General features: G+C 71.6%; 13 protein-coding genes. 6 read left to right on the top strand and 7 right to left on the bottom strand.

Annotated elements, in window-relative coordinates:
• The first annotated feature begins 42 nt into the window (after nucleotides 1–42).
• From ACQEVZ_RS47995 to ACQEVZ_RS47980, 4 genes are all read left to right on the top strand, one after another.
• The gene (locus ACQEVZ_RS47995) at nucleotides 43–1,269 is read left to right on the top strand and encodes an ROK family protein (protein ID WP_433381182.1); all 1,227 of its coding nucleotides are present in this window, start codon (nucleotides 43–45) and stop codon (nucleotides 1,267–1,269) included.
• Nucleotides 1,270–1,535: 266 nt separating this feature from the next.
• Nucleotides 1,536–4,022, top strand: coding sequence for a discoidin domain-containing protein (locus ACQEVZ_RS47990; RefSeq protein ID WP_433381179.1), 2,487 nt, complete (start codon nucleotides 1,536–1,538; stop codon nucleotides 4,020–4,022).
• Nucleotides 4,019–4,375, top strand: coding sequence for a hypothetical protein (locus ACQEVZ_RS47985; RefSeq protein WP_433381176.1), 357 nt, complete (start codon nucleotides 4,019–4,021; stop codon nucleotides 4,373–4,375). Before ACQEVZ_RS47990 ends, ACQEVZ_RS47985 begins: the two co-directional genes overlap by 4 nt.
• Nucleotides 4,372–7,647: a glycosyl hydrolase family 95 catalytic domain-containing protein gene (locus ACQEVZ_RS47980; RefSeq protein WP_433381173.1), complete on the top strand. Its 3,276-nt coding sequence runs from the start codon at nucleotides 4,372–4,374 to the stop codon at nucleotides 7,645–7,647. Before ACQEVZ_RS47985 ends, ACQEVZ_RS47980 begins: the two co-directional genes overlap by 4 nt.
• A gap of 45 nt (nucleotides 7,648–7,692) precedes the next feature.
• Here ACQEVZ_RS47980 and ACQEVZ_RS47975 read toward each other — a convergent pair whose 3' ends face one another.
• Nucleotides 7,693–8,058 carry an ester cyclase gene (locus tag ACQEVZ_RS47975; RefSeq protein WP_433381170.1) on the bottom strand — a complete coding sequence of 122 codons (366 nt, stop codon included), beginning with the start codon at nucleotides 8,056–8,058 and terminating at the stop codon, nucleotides 7,693–7,695.
• A gap of 88 nt (nucleotides 8,059–8,146) precedes the next feature.
• Between ACQEVZ_RS47975 and ACQEVZ_RS47970 the strand changes: the two genes are divergently transcribed.
• The gene (locus ACQEVZ_RS47970) at nucleotides 8,147–8,767 is read left to right on the top strand and encodes a TetR/AcrR family transcriptional regulator (RefSeq protein WP_433381167.1); all 621 of its coding nucleotides are present in this window, start codon (nucleotides 8,147–8,149) and stop codon (nucleotides 8,765–8,767) included.
• A 52-nt stretch (nucleotides 8,768–8,819) separates the two neighbouring features.
• On the opposite strand, the gene ACQEVZ_RS47965 is transcribed toward ACQEVZ_RS47970, so the two are convergent.
• The 5 genes from ACQEVZ_RS47965 to ACQEVZ_RS47945 form a co-directional block, all read right to left on the bottom strand.
• Nucleotides 8,820–9,203: a hypothetical protein gene (locus ACQEVZ_RS47965; protein ID WP_433381164.1), complete on the bottom strand. Its 384-nt coding sequence runs from the start codon at nucleotides 9,201–9,203 to the stop codon at nucleotides 8,820–8,822.
• 1,915 nt (nucleotides 9,204–11,118) lie between these two features.
• On the bottom strand, nucleotides 11,119–11,763 hold the full coding sequence (locus tag ACQEVZ_RS47960) for a response regulator transcription factor (protein ID WP_433381161.1): 645 nt from the start codon (nucleotides 11,761–11,763) through the stop codon (nucleotides 11,119–11,121).
• Nucleotides 11,751–12,980, bottom strand: a complete 1,230-nt coding sequence (locus ACQEVZ_RS47955) for a sensor histidine kinase (protein WP_433381158.1) — start codon at nucleotides 12,978–12,980, stop codon at nucleotides 11,751–11,753. Before ACQEVZ_RS47955 ends, ACQEVZ_RS47960 begins: the two co-directional genes overlap by 13 nt.
• A 16-nt stretch (nucleotides 12,981–12,996) precedes the next feature.
• On the bottom strand, nucleotides 12,997–15,501 hold the full coding sequence (locus ACQEVZ_RS47950; RefSeq protein ID WP_433381155.1) for an FtsX-like permease family protein: 2,505 nt from the start codon (nucleotides 15,499–15,501) through the stop codon (nucleotides 12,997–12,999).
• Nucleotides 15,498–16,256, bottom strand: a complete 759-nt coding sequence (locus ACQEVZ_RS47945) for an ABC transporter ATP-binding protein (RefSeq protein WP_433381152.1) — start codon at nucleotides 16,254–16,256, stop codon at nucleotides 15,498–15,500. Before ACQEVZ_RS47945 ends, ACQEVZ_RS47950 begins: the two co-directional genes overlap by 4 nt.
• A 173-nt stretch (nucleotides 16,257–16,429) precedes the next feature.
• Between ACQEVZ_RS47945 and ACQEVZ_RS47940 the strand changes: the two genes are divergently transcribed.
• Nucleotides 16,430–17,617, top strand: a complete 1,188-nt coding sequence (locus tag ACQEVZ_RS47940; protein WP_433381149.1) for a ThuA domain-containing protein — start codon at nucleotides 16,430–16,432, stop codon at nucleotides 17,615–17,617.
• 18 nt (nucleotides 17,618–17,635) lie between these two features.
• Here the strand turns inward: ACQEVZ_RS47940 and ACQEVZ_RS47935 are convergent, their stop codons facing one another.
• Nucleotides 17,636–19,954, bottom strand: coding sequence for a putative bifunctional diguanylate cyclase/phosphodiesterase (locus ACQEVZ_RS47935; protein ID WP_433381146.1), 2,319 nt, complete (start codon nucleotides 19,952–19,954; stop codon nucleotides 17,636–17,638).
• Nucleotides 19,955–19,963 lie beyond the last annotated feature (9 nt).

Here is a 19,963-nt window from a genome sequence, read left to right as displayed (position 1 = left end):
TAGTCGTGCGACAGCGTACGGCGAGACGAGAGGCGGTTCAGCGTGGCGCGACGGGAGTCTGCGGCCGCGGGCCCCGGTAGCCGTGCGCTCATCGTGGACCTGATCCGCTCCTCCGGGCCGATCAGCCGGGTCGAGCTGGTCAACGCGACCGGCCTGACCCAGCCGACGATCTCCAACATCGTGCGCCGACTCATCGACGACGGGGTCGTGCGGGAGACCGGCGACACCGTCGCGACCCGCGGCAAGCCGCGCGCCATGCTGGTCATCAACTCGCGCGCCGCCTACGGGGTGGGCATCCACGTCGGCGCGGACACGCTGACGTGCGTGGTCACCGACACCCGCGGCGGCACCGTCGGCCGGCAGCTCGTCGCCGCCCCCGCCGACGGCCGGCCCGAGAGCGTCGCGGCCCGGCTCGCCACCCTGTACCACGAGGTCACCCACGGTCTGGGCCTGCCGCCGCAGAGCGTGGCCGGGATGGCCGTCGTCGGGCCGGGACCGGTCGACGTGACGCGGGGCCGGTTCCTCGCGCTGCCCGGCCGGCAGGGCTCGGCCGGGCTCGACCTCACCCACGCCCTCACCGGCCGGCTCGGCGTGCCGGTCCTCGTCGACAGCGACGCCGCGGCGGCCACCGTCGGGGAGTTCTGGGGGCGGCAGGTCTCGCGGGAGCGCACCTTCGGCTGCCTGTACATGAACTCCGGCATCGGCTCCGGCGTGGTGCTGGACGGCGCCCTGCACCGCGGCGCGAGCTCCAACGCGGGCAAGCTCGGCCACGTCCCGATCGTCCGCGACGGCGAGCCGTGCCACTGCGGCAGCCGCGGATGCCTGGAGCAGTACGCCGCGCCGCGCGTGCTCGTCGCCCGGGCCCGCGCCGTCCGGGGGCTGACCCGCCGCCTGCGCATCCGCACGGAGGATGACGACGCGCGGGCCTTCGACGTGCTCGCCCGCGCCGCCATCTACGGCGACGAGCAGGCGCGCGCGCTGCTGGACGAGTCCGCGGCGATGCTCGCCGAGGGCGCCGTGCTGCTGGCGAACATGTGGGACATCGACACGCTCGTGCTCGCCGGGCCCGGCTTCGCCGTCGCCGGTTCGATCTACGTCACCGAGATCCGCCGCCGGCTGGCGGAGCGGGCCTTCGCCCGCGACGTGCACGACGTGCGGGTCGACCTGTCGAGCAACCCGCGCGACTCCGCCGCGATCGGCGGCGCGGCCCTGGTCCTGCAGGGTTCGGTCGCGCCCGGCCACGGCCCCGAGCTCGCAGCTCGGGTCTAGCGCCGCCCGTCGGGGCCGGGTACGGTGCACGGATCAACGACCGCCAGGTTGACGTCCCGCATCAGCACGCATAGATTATTAATCTAACTTAGTAGGGCACTCTGGGTCATCGGCGGCCCGAGACGCCTCGCTGCCCGGCCGCATCCGCCACGGCCGGGCGCCCGTTCGCAACCGCCAACCGCCTGAGTCCTCGCCAGGCGGCACCGCCACGCGCCCTGCGAACGGCGACCACGTCGCACGAATCCGCCTTCGTGAAGGACCCCCACATGAAGTACCCCCGCATCAATCACCTCAAAGCGCTCGGCGCCGCCGGCACCGCCCTCGCGCTCGTCTGGATCGCGGTGCCCTCGATCGCGGCACAGACCGCGGTCCAAGCGGTGCGTGCCATCCACGTCGCCAAGAACGGCAACGACGCCAACGCCGGCACCGCCGCCGCGCCCTACCTGACCATCAACCGCGCCGCACAGGACGCGCAGCCCGGCGACACCGTCTACGTGCACGCCGGGCTGTACCGCGAGACGGTCAAGCCGGCCCGGGGCGGCACCGGCGACTCGAACCGCATCACCTACACCAGGGCCGGAGACGGCGACGTGGTGATCAAGGGCTCCGAGGAGGTCAACACCTGGACCCGCGGCACCGGCAACGTCTGGAGCGTCACGCTGCCCAACACGTTCTTCGGCGCCTACAACCCCTACGCGACCGGACACCCGCAGGGCGGGGGAGGCGGCGTCTTCCCCGGCTACAACGCCGGCGACGTCTACCTCGACGAGCAGGCGTACCTGGAGAAGCCGGCGCTGAGCGACGTCCAGGCCGCGGCCGGCACCTGGTACTCGCAGGTGGGCGCGTCGAGCACGACGATCTCGGCGAACTTCGGCGGCGCCGACCCCAACGCCAGGCTGGGCGAGATCAACGTCCGCCGGCAGGTCTTCGCACCGGACGCGTGGGGCCTCGGCTACATCACCGTCGACGGGTTCACGGTGAAACACGCGGCCAACACGTACTCCGACTTCCCGGACAGCCCGACGCGGCGCCAGGCCGGCGCCATCAGCGTCAACGGCGGCCTGCGGTGGATCATCCAGAACAACGTCGTGCTCAACGCCCGCACCATCGGCATCGACATCGGCCTCGGCAACGACGAATGGGCGGGCAACCGGCCCGGCACGACCCGCACCAACTTCCGCGACACGAGCAAGTACGGCTCGCACGTCGTGCGCAACAACTACATCGGCAGGTCCGGGCAGTCCGGCATCGCCGGCGTCTTCTCCTGGAACTCCGACATCCTCTACAACATGATCGAGGACACCAACTACCGCAACGAGTTCAGCGGCGCGGAGACGGCCCCGATCAAGGTGCACTACATGAACGAGGGCCTCATCAAGGGCAACTACATCAAGAACTCCCGCGGCGGCAACTCCGCCGGCATCTGGACCGACTGGGGCAACCAGAACGTCCGCGTCACCGGCAACATCGTCATGAACAGCCCGTGGGGCTACTACGCCGAGGCCGTGCACGGCCCGATCCTGGTCGACAACAACGTCTTCATCGGCAACAGCGACATCCGCACCCTGGACGCCACCGGCATCGTCTTCGCCAACAACCTGTTCATCGACAACGGGCGCTTCGCCATCGACGGCGGCGGCCGCGACGCCTACTACTTCCAGCCCGGCACGATGAACGAGTCGACGGCGCTCACCTCGCCGCAGAAGGACTTCTGGTTCAACAACCTCGTCCAGGGCTCGACACTGCCGGACAACGCGACCGGCAAGACGCACGTCAAGGAAGGCAACTTCACCGGCGTCGTGTCCAACGTGCAGTACACCGCCACCAACACGGCGATGCAGCTGAGCTTCACCCTCAACGCCACCGGCATCAGCGGGTTGACCCCGGTGACGAAGGCCCGCGTCGGCACCGTCCCGCGCGCCAACGAGAGCATCGCCGCCGACGTGACCACCGACTTCTTCGGCGCCGCGGTCAACACCGGCAACGTCATGGCCGGCCCGTTCGCCGCCGCGAAGAACGGCGCGAACACCTTCACGCTGTGGCCGCCGGCCGGGCAGAGCGTGCCGAAGCCGCCGGCGTACCCGGCGGGACCCGTGAACCTCGCCCGCAACTCCGGCGCCCGTGCCACGGCGTCCTATCAGGACGGTGCGTTGACGGCGGCGAACGCGATCGACGGCAACGGTGCGACGCGGTGGTCCAGTGACCACAGCAACGACAACAACGCCTGGATCACGGTGGATCTGGGTGCGGCGTATCCGGTGACGACGGCGGTGCTGTCGTGGGAGGCGGCGTACGCGAAGGCGTACAAGGTGCAGGTGTCCGACAACGGTGCACAGTGGACGGACGTGTACTCCACGACCACCGGCGACGGCGGCTCGGACACGGTGACGATCGGCCGCACCACCAGATACGTGCGGATGCAGGGGGTCACGCCGAACACGCAGTGGGGCTACTCGCTGTGGGAGTTCGAGGTGTACGGCGGAGCCGCGGGCCCGACGTTCTTTGCCGCCGCCGACTACAGCGGCGCGTCGGCGACCCTCGGCGTGGGCAGCTACGACCTGCCGCAGCTGCAGGCGGCCGGGATCGCCAACGACACGATCTCCTCGATCCGGGTGCCGGCCGGCTACTCGGTCACCGCCTACGCCGACGCGGGCTTCGCCGGCGCCGCGTGGACCTTCACCGCCGACACCCCGAACCTCGTGCCGACCGGCAACAACGACGCCATCTCCTCGCTGCGCGTCACCACCCGATGAACCGGCTCGCCGGCGCCGTCCTGGCCGTCCCGGTCGTCGTCGCGGCAGCGGTGTGGCTGTGGCCGGACCGCGATCCCGCCGGACCGACGTTCTACACCGCCACCGGCTACGGCGGCACCGCGGCCACCCGCGGCCCCGGCAGCTACGACCTGCCGCGGCTGCCCGCGGCCGGCATCGGCAACGACGCCGTCTCCTCGATCCGGGTGCCGGCCGGCTACACGGTCACCGCCTACGCCGAGGCCGGCTTCACCGGCGCCGCCTGGACCTTCACCGCCGACACCCCCGACCTCGCCCGCACGGGCAGCAACGACGCCATCTCCTCGCTGCGCATCGCCCGGAAAGGAACCCCGTGAGACCGATCTCGAAACGCGGCAGACTGCTCGGCGGCGCCCTCGCCGCACTCATCCTCGTCACCGCCGCCGTACGGCTGCCGTCGGCCGCGGCCGACACCCCCGTCAACCTCGCCCGGGACCCCGGGGCCCGTGCCACGGCGTCCTATCAGGACGGTGCGTTGACCGCGGCGAACGCGATCGACGGCAACGGTGCGACGCGGTGGTCCAGTGACCACAGCAACGACAACAACGCCTGGATCACGGTGGATCTGGGTGCGGCGTACCCGGTGACGACGGCGGTGCTGTCGTGGGAGGCGGCGTACGCGAAGGCGTACAAGGTGCAGGTGTCCGACAACGGTGCACAGTGGACGGACGTGTACTCCACGACCACCGGCGACGGCGGCTCGGACACGGTGACGGTCGGTCGGACCACCAGGTATGTGCGGATGCAAGGCGTCACACCGAACACGCAGTGGGGCTACTCGCTGTGGGAGTTCGAGGTGTACGGCACCGGCCCGACCGGCGGCGGCACCGGCACGGCGACCGTCGCGCCGTCGAACACCTACCCGCAGGCCTACGGCGACTGGGCCAACGGGCTGCTCGCCGGCAACGGCAAGCAGGGCATCATCGTCTTCGGCAACCCGCGCAACGAGACCGTCGTCTTCAACGACAAGCGGTTCTTCATGGCCCGCTCCGAGGCCCGGCCGCACCGCACCTTCAACACCGTCAGCGCCGACAACATCAACCGGATCCGGGACCTGTCCATCGCCGGGCAGTACCAGCAGGCCAACCAGCTCGCCGCCGACGTCCAGGGGTACCAGGGCGGCGGCGAGGGCAGCAAACACCCCGGCTTCAAGATGACCATGCAGATGCCCGACGCCGGCACCGTGCGCAACTACGTGCGCTCGACCGACTACGCCTCGGGTGTCGTGTCGGTGAGGTGGACCGACGACAAGGGCACCTGGCAACGCGACTCGTTCGTGTCCAGGACCGACGGTGTCACGGTGCAGCAGTTGCCGGCGCCGAGCGGGCAGCGGCTGAACGTGACGCTCGGCCTGTCGATCGACCCGGGCATGAACCTCACCAACAAGGGCGTCACCGCCACCAACGCCTCCAACACGAACTTCCTCAACCTTCGCGTGAAGTACCCCAACGGCACCTACAACGCCGGATACGAGGGCGTCACCCGCATCGTCACCGACGGCACGAAGACCATGTCCGGCACCAACGTGACCGTCACCAACGCCACCTACGTCACGCTGCTGTCGCTCACCCAGCGGTACAACGGCACCTACAACGGCGGCGTCACCGCCGAGACCGAATGGAACCGGCAGCTGCTGCAGTCGAGGCTGTCGGCGATCACCGAATCCTACCAGGCGCTGCTGAACCGGCACACGAGCAAGCACCGGGAGATCTTCGGCCGGGTGTCGCTCGACCTCGGCGCGAGCGCGGCCGACCGGGCCAAGCCCACCGAGCAGCTGCTCGCCGAGCAGAAGGCCGTCGGCAATCCGGTCCCGGCGCTGTACGAGCGGATGTTCTACGCCGGCCGCTACCACCTGCTGGCCTCCAGCAACGAGACGGCGGCACCGGACCTGCTGGGGAACTGGACGGGCGACAGCAACGTCGGCTGGGACGGCTATTACCACCTCGACGCGAACCTCAACCTGCAGATCTCCGGCGGCAACGTCGGCAACATGCCCGAGGCCATGGCCGGGTACTTCTACCTCAACCAGCAGTGGCAGAACGACTTCCGCACCAACGCCCGCAAACTGCTGGGCACCCGGGGCATGCTCACCGGCGGCAACACCCCCAACGAGGAAGGGCTCATCTCCAACATCAACTTCGACTACCCGTACCAGTACGTCACCGGCGGCGAATCCTGGCTCCTGCAACCGTTCTGGGAGTACTACCAGGTCACCGGCGACACGACGTTCCTCGCCGACAAGTACTACCCGCTGATCCGCGACATGGGCGACTTCTACGAGGACTTCCTCGTCAAGAAGGACGCCAACGGCCGGTACATCCTCGCCGGATCGATCTCGCCGGAGAACCGGCCCGCCGGTGGTGTGCCCCTGACGAACAACTCGGTCTACGACATCGCCGGCGCCCGCTTCGCCCTCTCGACGCTCATCCAGACGAGCCGGACCCTCGGCCGCGACGCCGACAAGATCCCGGTCTGGCAGGAGAAGCTCGACCACCTGCCGCCGTACCTCATCAACAACGACGGCGCGCTGGCCGAATGGGCGTGGCCCGGCCTGGCCAACCAGAACCAGTACCAGCACCGGCACTCCAGCGGCCTGATGCCCGTCTGGCCGTACCGCGAGATCACCCCCGAGACGAACCTCGCACAGTACAACGCGGCCAAGGTGTTCCTGCAGAAGAAGGACACCGGCAGCTACGAGAACGCCGGCCACGGCCTCCTGCACGGCGCGCTGATCGCCGCCGACCTCAACAACGCCGACTCCGTCAACGCGAAACTGCTGCGGTTCGCCAAGGACGACTACTACTACAGCAGCATGGCCACGTCGCATTACAACAACCACAGCGTGTTCGCCACCGACGTCGTCAACTCCGTGCCCACCATCATGATGGAGATGCTCGCCGCGACCCGGCCCGGCACCCTGGAGCTGCTGCCGGCCCTGCCCAAGAGCCTGAAGAAGGGCGCCGTCGCCGGCATGCTCGGCAAGGGGCAGTTCAAAATCGACAACCTCGTCTGGGACACCGACACCCGCAAGGTCCAGGTGACCCTGACCTCGAACATCGACCAGAACCTGACCCTGATCCAGCGCTCCGGCATCACGGCCGTCACCGGCGGCACCGTCCAGAGCTCGCCGCTCGGCGGCATCGCCCGCGTCGTGCCGCTGCAGAAGGGGCGGACCGTCACGCTCGACCTGACCCTCGGCGCTGCGGCCACCAACCTCGCCGAGGGCAAACCCGCCACGGCGTCGTCGGAGTCCAACGCGCAACAGACCGCCGCCAAGGCCTTCGACGGCGACCAGTCCTCCCGCTGGGCCGCCAGCGAGGCCGTGGACAACTGGCTGCGCGTCGACCTCGGCACCACGTACAACCTGCGCGAGGTCGTCCTGCGCTGGGAGGCCTCCTACGCCAAGTCCTACCGGCTGCAGGCCTCCACCGACGGCACCACCTGGCGCGACGTCTACGTCCAGGCCAACTCACCCGGCGGCACGGAGCGGCTGGCGGTGACCGGCCCGGCCAGATACGTCCGCATGCTGGGCACCGCCAAGTCCGGGCAGTGGGGCTACTCGCTGTACGAGATGGAGGTGTACGCCTGATCTCCCGGCCCGCACGGGAGGGGTGTCGGCGCCCCTCCCGCGCGGTCAGCGCACGCGAGGATCCGGGCCTTCGGTGATCCCCCAGGTCTCCGCGAGCCGGCCGTCTTCGATGCGGAAGATCTCGATCAGTGTCGGCGGCGCGGCGCCGTCCGGGGTCGTGATCCCCTGGACGGACGAGCGGATGGCGACCTTGTCGCCGTCCACGAGGACGTCCTCGGCGACGACGCGCATGTCAGGGAACTGCATCACGACCTGACGCCAGACGTTCTTGCCCGCCTCGAAGCCGATGGTGCCGAGCGCATGGCTGTAATAGTCCGGGGTGAACAGGCCCTCTGCCTCGTCGAACTGCCGACTGTTGAAGCACTCCTGCATCCGCAGGACCAGTGCGCTGGCATCGTCGCGCGTGGTCATCGCATGGTCTCCCTCAAGGTAAGCGGTGCGCCGCCCCGTTTATTGCCGCCAGCATACGGTGCGCCGCCCCGGTTATGCTAGGCGTGCCATGACCAGCCAACCGCCCAAACGGGCCTCAGTGGAGTCGCCGGCAGCTCCCGGCGGTGACCGGACGCTGCGAGCCGACGCGCGCCGCAATCGTGAGCGGGTCCTGCGCACGGCGCAGCGGCTGTTCGCGACGGAAGGCCTCGGCGTCTCGCTCGACGAGATCGCCCGCCGCGCGGGCGTCGGCCCCGGCACCGTCCACCGGCACTTCCCCAGCAAGGAGGCGCTGTACCTCGCCGTCGCGACCGACGAGTTCGAACAACTCGTGGCGGAGGCGGAGGAACTCGCGACCACCGACGACCCCGCGGCCTTGTTCACGCAACTGTCCCGGATGATCGCCACGGGCGCCGAGAACGTCACCGTCAAGAGCGCGCTCGAAGCCGCCGAGCTCGACCTGCGCACCGCCGCCCCGAAGGTCGCGGCAGACCTCACCCGCCATGTCGCAGACCTGCTCGCCCGCGCGCGCGCCGCCGGTGCCGTACGCCCGGACGTCACGGTCGACGACGTGATGGCGCTCGTCGCCGGCGCCTTCAGCGCGATCCGTCACGCCGGCGCCGAGACCAGCCCCGAACGCTCGGCGCACATCGCCCAGATCATCCTCGACGGACTACGCCCGCAATCGTGATCGCGCCGGGCGGGCCGCCACGGTGCTCGACGCCCCGCCCGTCGGGATTCGGTTAAATGCCGGGCACGGTCTTGTGGTTGACGTAGGCAACAACGGACACCGACGTGCCGTCCTCATGCAGCAGGTACGACGAGGACAGCTCAGCCGGCTCGCCCCCGGTGATGCTGGGCGCGGACCAGTCAGTGCGGACCAGCAGGTAGTGCTCGTCGAGGCGCTGCTGCTCGATGCTGGTGAGCTGAGCGGGCCCGTAGCCGGCGGCGGCGAACATCTGGGCCCTGCGAGGAAGTATCGCGAGGAAGTCCGCCCGGGAAACCGGCCGGGCGCCACCCGCATCGGCGAACAGGAACGGGTCCGCGAACAGCTCCACACTGCCCGCACCGCCGAGCGCGGCCAGGAACGCGTGGACGTTCGGTTCGACATTGGCAGAAGTCGCCATGTGTGTCCTTTCGAAGGCGTGTACCCACCGTAGACACAAAGGCGCTTAATCATACCATAGTCAGACATAAATCTCCAGTACCAGGCGGCCGAGTTCCGGATCACCGTTTCGGCCACCGCCGAAGCCACCCCGCGCTGCCAACACCGTACGGGCATAGCCGACGGAAACGTCAGCGCAGCGCGGCCCGGTCCGATGCGCGACGCCGCGGCCGGCGCACTTTCCGACGTCGGCGTCAGAGCCACTGTCGACCGTCGTCGGCCAGGCCCTCGACTGCGTCTCTGTAACTGGTCGGCGGAGTCAGCGTTCCGCATTGCGCCCCGGTGCAAAGCACGGTTTCGAGCCGGGCCGGGAATCGTTCCCGGGTGCGCGGGGAGCGCAAGAACGTGCCGATCCTGGACGGTCTCGGAACCACTCCGCGTGCGCAGGGGCGTGGCGGCGCGATCCGTGAGTCCATTACGAACTGAGGGACCCGCATGCGCGGGGATGCTGGTTGTGCGTCTCGACGTACAGGCCATTGTCAGGACCACCCCCTGCGTGCGCGGGGAACACCAAATGTGCCTGATCAGCAGATCGAGCGGCGGGGACCCCCGCGTGCGCGGGGAACACGGGGCTGCGTCAGTTCTCTCCCGACGTCGCCGACGGGACCACCCCGCAGGCGCAGGGAGCACTCGCGGCTGAGCTCGTGGACGCCGTACTTCATGGGACTACCGCCGCGTGCGCGGCGAGTACTGCATCGTCGAGGGCAGATTCGGCTGTCAACGGTCAGGACGAACAGACCACCCCCGCGTGCGCGGGGAGCACGAGTGGACCGGCGGCGACCCGGGCGCCACTGCGGGACCACCCCAGCGTGCGCGGGGAGCGCACCGTGCAGCGCTACCTCGACGGCCGCCTGGGGCCCACCCCGCGTGCGCGGGGAACACGGGTCCAGGACGAACGCCAGCACGATCAGCGTGGAACTACCCCGCGTGCGCGGGGAACACCAATTACTGCGCAAGCTCGCCGAACCGACCGACGGACCACCCCCGCGTGCGCGGGGAGCACGTACCCCAGGTACCGCTGGAGCGCGGCGATGGTCGGACCACCCCCCGCGTGCGGGGAGCACTACGTCTACAAGAAGGGCCACAAGGGCGGCACCGGACCACCCCCGCGTGCGCGGGGAGCACACTGCCAGCGGACACGGCATGCTCCAGGTAGGCGGACAGTTGCTCCGGGCTGGCGGACATGAGAACCGTGTCCGCGGACCCGGCGGTCCACTGTCCGCCCACCCGGAACAACAAATGTCCGTTGACACACACCCTGTTCCTCGCCGCGATGACCGCCGTCCGCGGACCACCCCCGCGTGCGCGGGGAGCACTCAGGTCCGAAGGTACCCATAGTCAGCCGTCGAGGACCACCCCGCGTGCGCGGGGAGCACTCCCGGTTCGCCAAGTTGGCGTAGACCAGGGACGGACCACCCCCCGCGTGCGTGGGGAGCACGAGCAGACCGCGTTCAACGACACGGCCGCGATGGGACTACCCCCGCGCACGCGGGGATGTTCCGGGCATCAAAGATCAGCTTGCCGCCGTGCAGACGTGCTCTCCGAGCACGCGGGGATGGTCCCACGCCGTCCACGCGGACCGTGACCGCGCCGCAGTGCTCCCGGCGCACGCGGGGATGGTCTGCCGACCAGCCCCAAGTCGACGTCACCGAAGCCGTGCTCCCCGCGCACGCGGGGATGGTCCCCGGACCACCGCGTCGTCGACGACGACAACGGAGTGCTCCCCGCGCACGCGGAGATGGGCCCGCGTTGCCGACCCGTTCATCGGGGCCACAAGGTGCTCCTCGCGCACGTGGGATGGTGCGCCGCCAGGACTCGGGCGTACCCGAGTTGCGTCGTCACCACCGTTGCCTGAGTCGGCGGCTTTGGGAGGGCGGTCAGCTGTTGAGGTACGTGAGGACGGCGCGCACTCGGCGGTGGGCGTCGTCGGATGGGGGGAGGTCGAGTTTGGCGAAGATGTTCGTGATGTGTTTCTCGACCGAGACTGGGGCCAGGACCAGGGTCGAGCAGATGGCGGTGTTCGACAGGCCCTGGGCCATGAGGTGCAGGACTTCGCGTTCGCGGGGAGTGAGGCCTTCGACGCCGTGGTTGCGGGCGTTGCGGGTGAAGAGTTGGCGGACGACTTCGGGGTCCAGGGCGGTGCCGCCGGCGGCTACGCGGTCGACGGCGTCGAGGAAGTCGTCCAGGTCGGTGACGCGGTCCTTGAGCAGGTAGCCTACGCCGCCGCGGCCGTCGGCGAGGAGGTCGGCGGCGTAGGCGCGTTCGACGTACTGCGAGACGATGAGGACCTTCGCGGAAGGGTCGGCCGAGCGGAGGCGCAGGGCGGCGCGGAGGCCTTCGTCGCGGAAGCCCGGTGGTAGGCGGACGTCGACGATCGACAGGTCCGGATGGTGTTCTGTGACGGCATCGACGAGGGCGTCGGCGGTGTCGACGGCGGCGACGACGGTGTGGCCGGTGTCGGTGAGGAGGCGGATCATGCCGTCGCGGAGGAGGAGCAGGTCTTCGGCGATCACGATGCGCATGGCAGCTCCGCGTGCAGGACGGTGGGCCCGCCGGGCGGGCTGGTCAGGGTGAGGGTGCCGTCGAGGGCTTCGACGCGGCGGCGCAGGCCGTCGATGCCGGGGCCGTTGGGGTCGGCGCCGCCGCGGCCGTCGTCGGTGACCGTGACGTGGACTGTGTCGCCGGTACGGCGGATGTCGACGGCGCCGGTCGACGCCGATGCGTGTTTGGCGGTGTTGGTGAGGCCTTCGGCGACGACGAAGTAGGCGGCGGATTCGACCGCGGCCGGATACCGGTGGTCAGAAGCACTGTGAAGCGTGACGGGGAACGGGCTGTCGCCGGCGAGGGCGGCGAGCGCGGCGTGCAGGCCACGGTCGGTGAGGATCGGCGGGTGGATGCCGCGCACGAGGCGGCGCAGCTCGGCCAGGGCGTCGTCGAGCTGTCGGCGGGCGAGGGCGACGTCGGGCGCGGCGTCGCCGTCGGTGCGGAGCTTGCGGGCGGCGAGAGCGAGCGTCATCCCGGCGGCGACGATGCGGGCCTGCGCGCCGTCGTGCAGGTCGCGTTCGATGCGGCGCAGCTCGGCGGCCTGGGCGTCGACGACCCGGCGGCGGGTCTCGGCGAGGCGTGCGGCCCGCTCGACGAGCCGGCGGTGCTCGCCCGGTGCGAGCAGCGCCGCGGCCAGCCGGGCGACGCCGGTCGCGAGGGTGCGGACGAGCCAGGCGGCGACCGGCAGCAGCGCCAGCCCGACCACGGTGAGCCCGAACCGGCCGGGAACGGTGGTCATGAGCGGCTTCATCGGCCACGGCGCGTGCGGGTTCGGCACCGCCCACGCCCACAGCGGCGCGACGATCGAGCCGAGGTCGACGATTGCGACGACAAGCCCGGCGACGCCACAGGCCAGGCCCAGCGGGAACAGCACCACGAGCCAGGCGAGGTCCCGCCACGTGGCCGGCTGGGCGGCGACCCCCGCGACCCGGGAGCGCCAGGCGCCGGCGACCGGCACGTACGGCGCGGCAATCGGCGCACCGAGCACCCAGCCCGCCCGGCGCCGCTCCGCAGAAGCCAACGCCCGGGTGACCCAGGCCGCGCCGAGGAACGCGGGACCGCCGAGCTGGGTGACGGCCAGCAGCGTGACGACCACGGTGGCGGCGATGCTCCAGACGAACCCGGCCACCCCGGCGATCGGCGCGGTCGCCAGGTACGCCAGCGGCCGCACCGAACCCATGATCTTGCGCATCATCGCAGATGGTACGGGGTCAGACCCGGCTCGCCAGCGCCCGCCGCCGCAGCATGAGCCGCGTGGGCAGGAACCCGGCGATCAGCCCGAGGGCAGCGACGCCGCCGGCCATCGTCGCGTACGTGAGAGGCTCGACGAACACCCGGAAGACGCCGTCCTGGGCGATGCTGAACGCCCCGACCACGATCCCGGTCACCGCGGCGCCGAGCAGCAGCCCGACGAGGACGGTGACGACGGCCTCGGCGCCGGCGAGGCGGTGCAGCTGTGGGGTGGTCGCCCCGATGAGACGCAGGTCGGCGTATTCGCGGCGGCGGGCCGTGGCGGCGATCGCGAACGTGTTGACGACGGCGATCGCGGTGAACCCGAGCGAGATGACGACCATGAGCTCCCAGGCGCCCTGCTGGTTCGACGCGTCGCCGGGCGGCGCGGCGTCGACCGTCGGGGTGAGACGCAGCCCTGGGAACTCGGCGCGGATCCGTTCGTCGGTGCCCGGCGTGTACCGGAGGCCGGCCGTGCGCACGAGCCCGCGCGGGTCGTGGGCGGCGACGAGGTCGGCGGGTAGCACGAGGTCGCCGAAGCCGCGCGATCGCCCGTACACCATGGAAAGGCGCAACTGTTGCTGCTGGCCGTCGGGAAGCCACAGCGGGACGAGGTCGCCGACGTTCCAGTTGTACTGCCGGACGAGTGCCGCGCTCGCCGCGAACCCGTCGGCGGTGTACGCGCCGGCGACGACGCCGAGGTCGAGGGCGGCGTCGGTGCCGGTGACGAGGAGGCCCTGCGCCGGGTAGTCCTCGGGCTTGCCGCCCTGCGCGACGATCACCCGGGTCGGCAGCTGCGCGGCGGCACCGGTCACGCCGGGCACCGCGGCCAGGCGGCGCGCGGCGTCCAGCGGCAGCCCGCCGGCGGCGGCGACCTGGGCCGTGGCGGGCGCCGAGCGGGCCACCTGCTCCTGCCCGGCCAGGCGGCTCGACAGGGCGCCGTTGAGCAGCATGACGGTGTTGATCGCGAACATGAGCACGAGCGGGACGGCGACGGCGGAGACCCGGCGGTACTCGGCGCGGGCGACGAGCCCGGCCAGCCCGAACGGCCGGGCGACGATCGTGGTCAGCAGGCGGACGAGCAGCGGGCCGGTGGCGGCGACCGCGCACAGCAGCAGGGCGGAGGAGATGAAGCTCATCCCCATGCCGAACGGCCCGTCCAGCGGCACGAACGTGAGCACCGCGACCGCGCCCGCCGTCGCGACCAGCGCGGCGAGGACCCGCACGACCAGGCCGCCGGTCGGTGCCGTCGCCGTCTCCACGAGGGCCTGGGTCGGTGCGATCCGCACCGCCCGCCGCCCGGCGATCCGTGCCGCGACGAACGTGACCAGGATTCCGGCAGCCGCCGCGAGCAGCAGCACCGGCACGTTGGCGCGGACCTCGAACTGGGCCGGCACCGCGCCGAGCGTCTGGAACCGGGCGGCGACGACCCCGGCGAAGAGCACGCCGAGCGGGGCGGCGGGCAGCGCGGCGACGGCGGCGAGGACGGCGCTCTCCAGGCCGAGGATGCGGCGCAGCTGCTTCGGGGTGGCGCCGATCGCCCGCAGCAGCGCCAGTTCGCGCAGCCGCTGCCGGACGCTGAGCGTGACGGTGCCGGTGAGGACGAAGATCGCCGCGAACGCGGTGATGCCGATGACGAACCCGAAGATGGAGATCGGGCCGATGTAGTCCGGCAGCGCACCGGGCAGGTCGGCGCGGACCCGGTCGGCGCCGGTGAGGACGTCGGCGGCACCGGCGGCGGCGCGGACGGTGGCGCGGATCTGGGCCGGGTCCGCGGTGCCGAAGATCCCGACCGCGGTCGGCCCCGGCAGCCCCGACACGGCGGCGACGTCGGCGTCGGCGAGGAACAGCGCGCCCTGCGCGGGCAGCCCGTCCCGGCCGGCGGGTGCGGCGATGCCGCTGATCCGCACGGTTCGCGCCCCGGTTCGGGTGGTGACCCGCAGCTCGTCGCCGACCGCGACGTGTCCTCGTGCCGCGAGGTCGGCGTCGATCACGGCCTCACCTGCGCCAGGCTTGTTGCCGTTCTTCATGGTGTACGGGGTGAGCACCGCCGACGCCCAGCCGTGCCCGATGACGGGCGCGTCGTCGGCGCCCCGCAGCGGGCGACCGTTTCCGGTCGTCGCCTGCACCGGGAACGCGTAGTCGGCGACGGTCGCGGTGACCCCTGGCATGGCGGCGATCCGGCCGGCGAGGTCGGCCGGCAGGGTGCCGGCGCCGGTCAGCCGTTCGGTCTTTACCTTGCGCTTGACCTTGGTCTTGCCTTCCTTCTTGTGCTTGGTGGTCACCGTCTCCAGGCTGATCTGCCGCTCGCCCGCCACGACCGCCGAGGTCGCGGCGAACCGGTCCGCCGGGGGTTTCGCGGTGAGGACGGAGAACAGCAGCAGCCCGCCGCCGGCGAGCAGCGCCACGGCGAGGAGCGCGGCGACGAACGTGCCGGCGTACGCGCCGCGGTGCCGGCGCAGGGTGGCGATCGCGAGGCGGATCATCGGGCGCTCCCGGTCATCGTCGTGGCCTTGCGGTCGGTGACGGCGGTCATCTGGGCGGCGACCTGCGCCGCCGACGGGTTCGCCAGCTCCGTCACGATCCGGCCGTCGGCGAGGAAGACCACCCGGTCCGCCCGCGCGGCCGCCGCCGGGTCGTGCGTCACCATGACGACCGTCGTGTGCAGGCCGTCGACCGCCTCACGCAGCAGGTCGAGCACCTCCCGACCGGTCGTGAGGTCCAGCGCGCCGGTCGGCTCGTCGGCGAAGATCACCTCGGGCCGGGCGGCGAGCGCCCTGGCGAGGGCGACCCGCTGCCGCTGCCCGCCGGACAGTTGCGCGGGGCGGTCGTCCTCCCGTCCGGCGAGCCCGACCCGGCGCACGACCTCCCGCGCCCACGCCCGGTCCGGCCGCGCCCCGGCGAGCCGCTGGGGCAGCAGCACGTTGTGCCAGACGGAGAGGGAGTCGATCAGGTTGTACGACTGGAAGACGAACCCGACCAGTTTCCGCCGGGCCTCGGTGAGCTTCGGCTCCCGCAGCCGCCCGATCTCCTGACCGGCCAGCAGCACCCGGCCGGAGTCCGGCCGGTCCAGGCCCGCCGCGCACTGCAGCAGCGTGGACTTGCCCGAGCCGGACGGCCCCATCACCGCGTTGAACGTGCCGGCGGTGAACGCCGCCGACACCCCGTCCAGCGCCCGGACCCCGGCGCCCGGGTACGTCTTCGTCACGTCGAGCAGCTCGACGGCCACCGTGTTTCGCATGCACCTCAGCGTTGTCGAGCGCCGCCGATCAGGGCACACGGCCGGCCCTGGTCTTCGTGGTAGGGCTGTCCCTACCAAGCCCGCGGCGGAGGGTCAGCGGCGATCGCGAACCGTGTGTAGGTTGTCGCCGAGAGGCGGGCGGGCCCGTCTGTGACGACCCCACAGGAGTGCGCATGATCGCCCGGTCCGCTGTCCGCCGTGCCCTGCTGGTGGCACTCGCCGTCGTCTGCGCCGTGGCCGGCTCGCTGGTGGCCGCCGCGTCGGGCCACGCGGCGCCCGCCTACGCGTCGTTCAAGGTGCTGGTCTTCTCCAAGACGACCGGGTTCCGGCACGACTCGATCCCCGCCGGCGTCCAGGCCATCCGCGACCTGGGCGCCGCCGACAACTTCACCGTCGACGCCACCGAGGACGACGCGGTCTTCACCGACGCCGGTCTCGCCCCGTACCAGACGGTGATCTTCCTGTCGACCACCGGCGACCCCGTCACGACCCAGGCCGGGAAGGACGCGTTCCAGCGGTACATCCAGCGCGGCGGCGGCTTCGTCGGGGTGCACGCGGCAAGCGACAGCGGCTACGCATGGGCCTGGTACGGCAAGCTCGTCGGCGCCTACTTCAAGGGGCACCCGGCCCCGCAGCCCGCCCGCCTCGTCGTCGAGGACACCGCGCACCCGGCCACGCAGGGGCTGGCCGCGTCGTTCACCCGGACCGACGAGTGGTACGACTTCCAGACCAACCCCCGCGGTGCCGTGCACGTGCTCACGTCGGTCGACAACACGTCCTACACCGGCTCGACGATGGGCGGCGACCACCCCACCACCTGGTGCCAGAACTACGACGGCGGCCGGTCCTTCTACACCGCGCTCGGGCACACCGCCGAGAGCTACACCGAGACCGCGTTCCTGCACATCCTGCTCGGCGGCATCCTCACCACCGCCGGCGCGGTCGCCGGGGACTGCGCGGTGCCCACGAACACCGTGATCAGCCTGCGGGCCCGGGCCAACAACAGGTACGTCACGGCCGAGAACGGTGGCGGCTCGCCGCTGATCGCCAACCGCACCGCGATCGGCCCCTGGGAACAGTTCGACAGGATCGACGCGGGCAACGGGCTGATCGCGCTGCGCGCGCACGCCAACAACCAGTACGTCTGCGCGGAGAGCGGCGGCAACGCATCGCTGATCGCCAACCGTGGCGCCGTCGGCTCGTGGGAGAAGTTCCAGCTTGTCCGCAACGGCGACGGCACGGTCAGCCTCAAGGCGGACGTCAACGGCAGGTACGTCACGGCGGAGAACGGCGGCAACGCCGCGCTGATCGCCAACCGCACCGCGATCGGCCCCTGGGAACAGTTCGACCTCATCGGCTGACCCGGGAGGCTCCGTCCGCTACGTCGCCGCGGCGGTCGCCGGGGCGGCGGTCAGCAGCCGGTCGACGGCGTCCGCAGACACCGGGCGGGCGAAGTGGTAGCCCTGCGCGGTCCGGTAGCCGAGCGCGGCGAGCCGCCGTGCCTGCTCCGGCACCTCGATCCCTTCCGCGACGACGTCCAGCCCGACCACCCGGGCCAGGGCCAGCACCGCGGCCGGCATGGCACCGGCGCGTCCCGGGGCCGAACGCTGCACGAACGACCGATCGAGCTTGATCTCGTCGACCGGCAGGTTCTGCAGCAGCGTGAGCGACGACTGGTCGGTGCCGAAGTCGTCGAGGGCGACGCGGACGCCCATCCGGCGCAGCGCCTCCAGGTGCGTGACGGCGTCGCCCAGCGCCACGGCGGTGCTCTCGGTGATCTCGAGGGTGAGCCGGTGCGGCGCGAGGCCCGTGTCGGCGAGCACCGCAGCGACCCGGTCGGTGAAGGAGGCCTCGGCGAGCTGACGCGCGGAGACGTTGACGTTGATGGCGGCCGGTGCCAGCGGGCCGTGCTCGGCCGACCAGGAGGCCAGCTGCCGGCACGCCTCGCGCAGCACCCGGTCGCCGACCGCCACGATGAGACCGGTCCGCTCGGCGACCGGGATGAACTCGGCCGGCGGCAGCGTCCCACGGGCGGGGTGCGCCCACCGGACCAGCGCCTCGACGGCGGTCATCCGGCCGCTGTCCAGCGACACGATCGGCTGGTACTCCACGAACAGCTCGCCGTTGTCGACGGCCTGGCGCAGCTGGGCGCCGAGCGCGGCCGAGCCGGCCACCGCACCGGCCATACCGTCGGTGTACGGCAGGCAGTTGCTGCCACCGCCGTGCTTGGCGGCGTACATCGCGATGTCGGCACGGCGCAGCAGCTCACCGGCGTCGTCGCCGGGCCGGCCGCCGGCGATGCCGATGCTGGCGCGCACGAGCAGCTCGTGCCCGTCGGCCACGACCGGTTCGCCGAGGGCGGCGATCATCCGCTGCGCCACCTGCTCGGCGACGGCGGGGGTGACGTCGTCGAGGATCACCACGAACTCGTCGCCGCCCAGGCGCGCCACCACGTCGCCGGGGCGGACGGCCGCGACGAGGCGCCGGGCCACGGCGAGCAGCAGCGCGTCGCCGGCCGCGTGGCCGAGCGTGTCGTTGACGGTCTTGAAGTCGTCGAGGTCGACGAGCGCGACGCTGACGCCGTGCCCGGTCGTCGACGACAGCGCCGCGGCGAGCCGGTCGTTGAACAGCGCCCGGTTGGGCAGTTGGGTGAGCGCGTCGTGGGTCGCGTTGTGGTCCAGACGGGCGACCAGGCGGGCGTTCTCGCGGAACACCGTGATCTGCCGCCACACCACCAGCGCGGTCAGCGCCACGGCGGCCACCGCCGCGAGGCGCTCGTCACCGTCGTCGGTGAAGATGGCGACCAGCAGCAGCGTGTCGACGGCGGCGACCGCGAGGTAGGGGAGGTTGCTCGACGGCCGGGTGCCCGTCTGGCGTCGCTGGCCCGGCGCGGTGGGCTCCTGCCACTGCCGTTTCGTCGCCGCCGTCGCGCAGATCATCACCAGGGGGACGGTGATCTGGGACAGCCCCAGGTGCGGCTGGTCCACGATGAACCGTTGCAGGAAGCCGCTGAGCGCGCCGCCGATCATGCCCGCGGCGAACAGGTGCAACGCTCCGCGGGCCACGAACATGTGCCCGGAGAGCGCGACCTTCGCGATGGCGAACACCGCGAGCAGCTCCAGGACGAGGGTGAAGCTGGCCGCGATCAGCGACGGCGCCCGGTAGTTGCCGGCCTCGAGCAGCGGGCGGGCCTGGTAGTGCCACATGAACACGGTTGCCGCCACCAGCACCGTGCCGGCGTCCATGCCGATCCGCATCCGGTCCCCGCGGCTGGTGGTGCCCAGCGGCAACCGCCACAGACCCCACAGCAGCGTCAGCACGGCGCTGCTGTAGGCGGCCACGGTGAGGGGCGAGAGGTCCTGGCTGGCGACGCCGCTGCCGAGCGCGTCGCGGGCGTTGGATGCGACGCCGACCCCGGCCAGCGCCGCGCAGATGGCCAGGTGCTTCCAGAAGCGCCGGGTCGGTGCGGGGAACCGGGCCGATCGGGCGATCCTCGCCGCGGCAAGCACCGGAACCACCACCGACAGGGGTCCCGCCAGCCACAGCAACACCAGCGGGGTCCGGGGACCGGACAGGTTGACGGCGAAGACGGCCACGGCGAACGCCGCCAGCACGGTCGAGGCGAGCGTCGACCCGCCCGCCGTCTGGACACGACGCTGGAGCCGCCGTGACATCACCAGCAGCTTCCCGTCATGCATCGCGGCCTC

The organism is Dactylosporangium sp. CA-152071 (assembly GCF_050936335.1).
GTDB classification, from domain to species: domain Bacteria; phylum Actinomycetota; class Actinomycetes; order Mycobacteriales; family Micromonosporaceae; genus Dactylosporangium; species Dactylosporangium maewongense.
Note: the sequence above shows the minus strand (reverse complement) of the source record. Positions and strands in the feature narration are given on the sequence as shown.

Excerpts from the sequence above, each read along its gene's own strand:
- ACQEVZ_RS47990 (WP_433381179.1), top strand. The coding sequence starts at position 1,536 with ATGAAGTACCCCCGCATCAATCACCTCAAAGCGCTCGGCGCCGCCGGC.
- ACQEVZ_RS47985 (WP_433381176.1), top strand. The coding sequence starts at position 4,019 with ATGAACCGGCTCGCCGGCGCCGTCCTGGCCGTCCCGGTCGTCGTCGCG.
- ACQEVZ_RS47975 (WP_433381170.1), bottom strand. The coding sequence starts at position 8,058 with ATGACCACGCGCGACGATGCCAGCGCACTGGTCCTGCGGATGCAGGAG.
- ACQEVZ_RS47970 (WP_433381167.1), top strand. The coding sequence starts at position 8,147 with ATGACCAGCCAACCGCCCAAACGGGCCTCAGTGGAGTCGCCGGCAGCT.
- ACQEVZ_RS47965 (WP_433381164.1), bottom strand. The coding sequence starts at position 9,203 with ATGGCGACTTCTGCCAATGTCGAACCGAACGTCCACGCGTTCCTGGCC.
- ACQEVZ_RS47960 (WP_433381161.1), bottom strand. The coding sequence starts at position 11,763 with ATGCGCATCGTGATCGCCGAAGACCTGCTCCTCCTCCGCGACGGCATG.
- ACQEVZ_RS47955 (WP_433381158.1), bottom strand. The coding sequence starts at position 12,980 with ATGATGCGCAAGATCATGGGTTCGGTGCGGCCGCTGGCGTACCTGGCG.
- ACQEVZ_RS47950 (WP_433381155.1), bottom strand. The coding sequence starts at position 15,501 with ATGATCCGCCTCGCGATCGCCACCCTGCGCCGGCACCGCGGCGCGTAC.
- ACQEVZ_RS47945 (WP_433381152.1), bottom strand. The coding sequence starts at position 16,256 with ATGCGAAACACGGTGGCCGTCGAGCTGCTCGACGTGACGAAGACGTAC.
- ACQEVZ_RS47940 (WP_433381149.1), top strand. The coding sequence starts at position 16,430 with ATGATCGCCCGGTCCGCTGTCCGCCGTGCCCTGCTGGTGGCACTCGCC.
- ACQEVZ_RS47935 (WP_433381146.1), bottom strand. The coding sequence starts at position 19,954 with ATGCATGACGGGAAGCTGCTGGTGATGTCACGGCGGCTCCAGCGTCGT.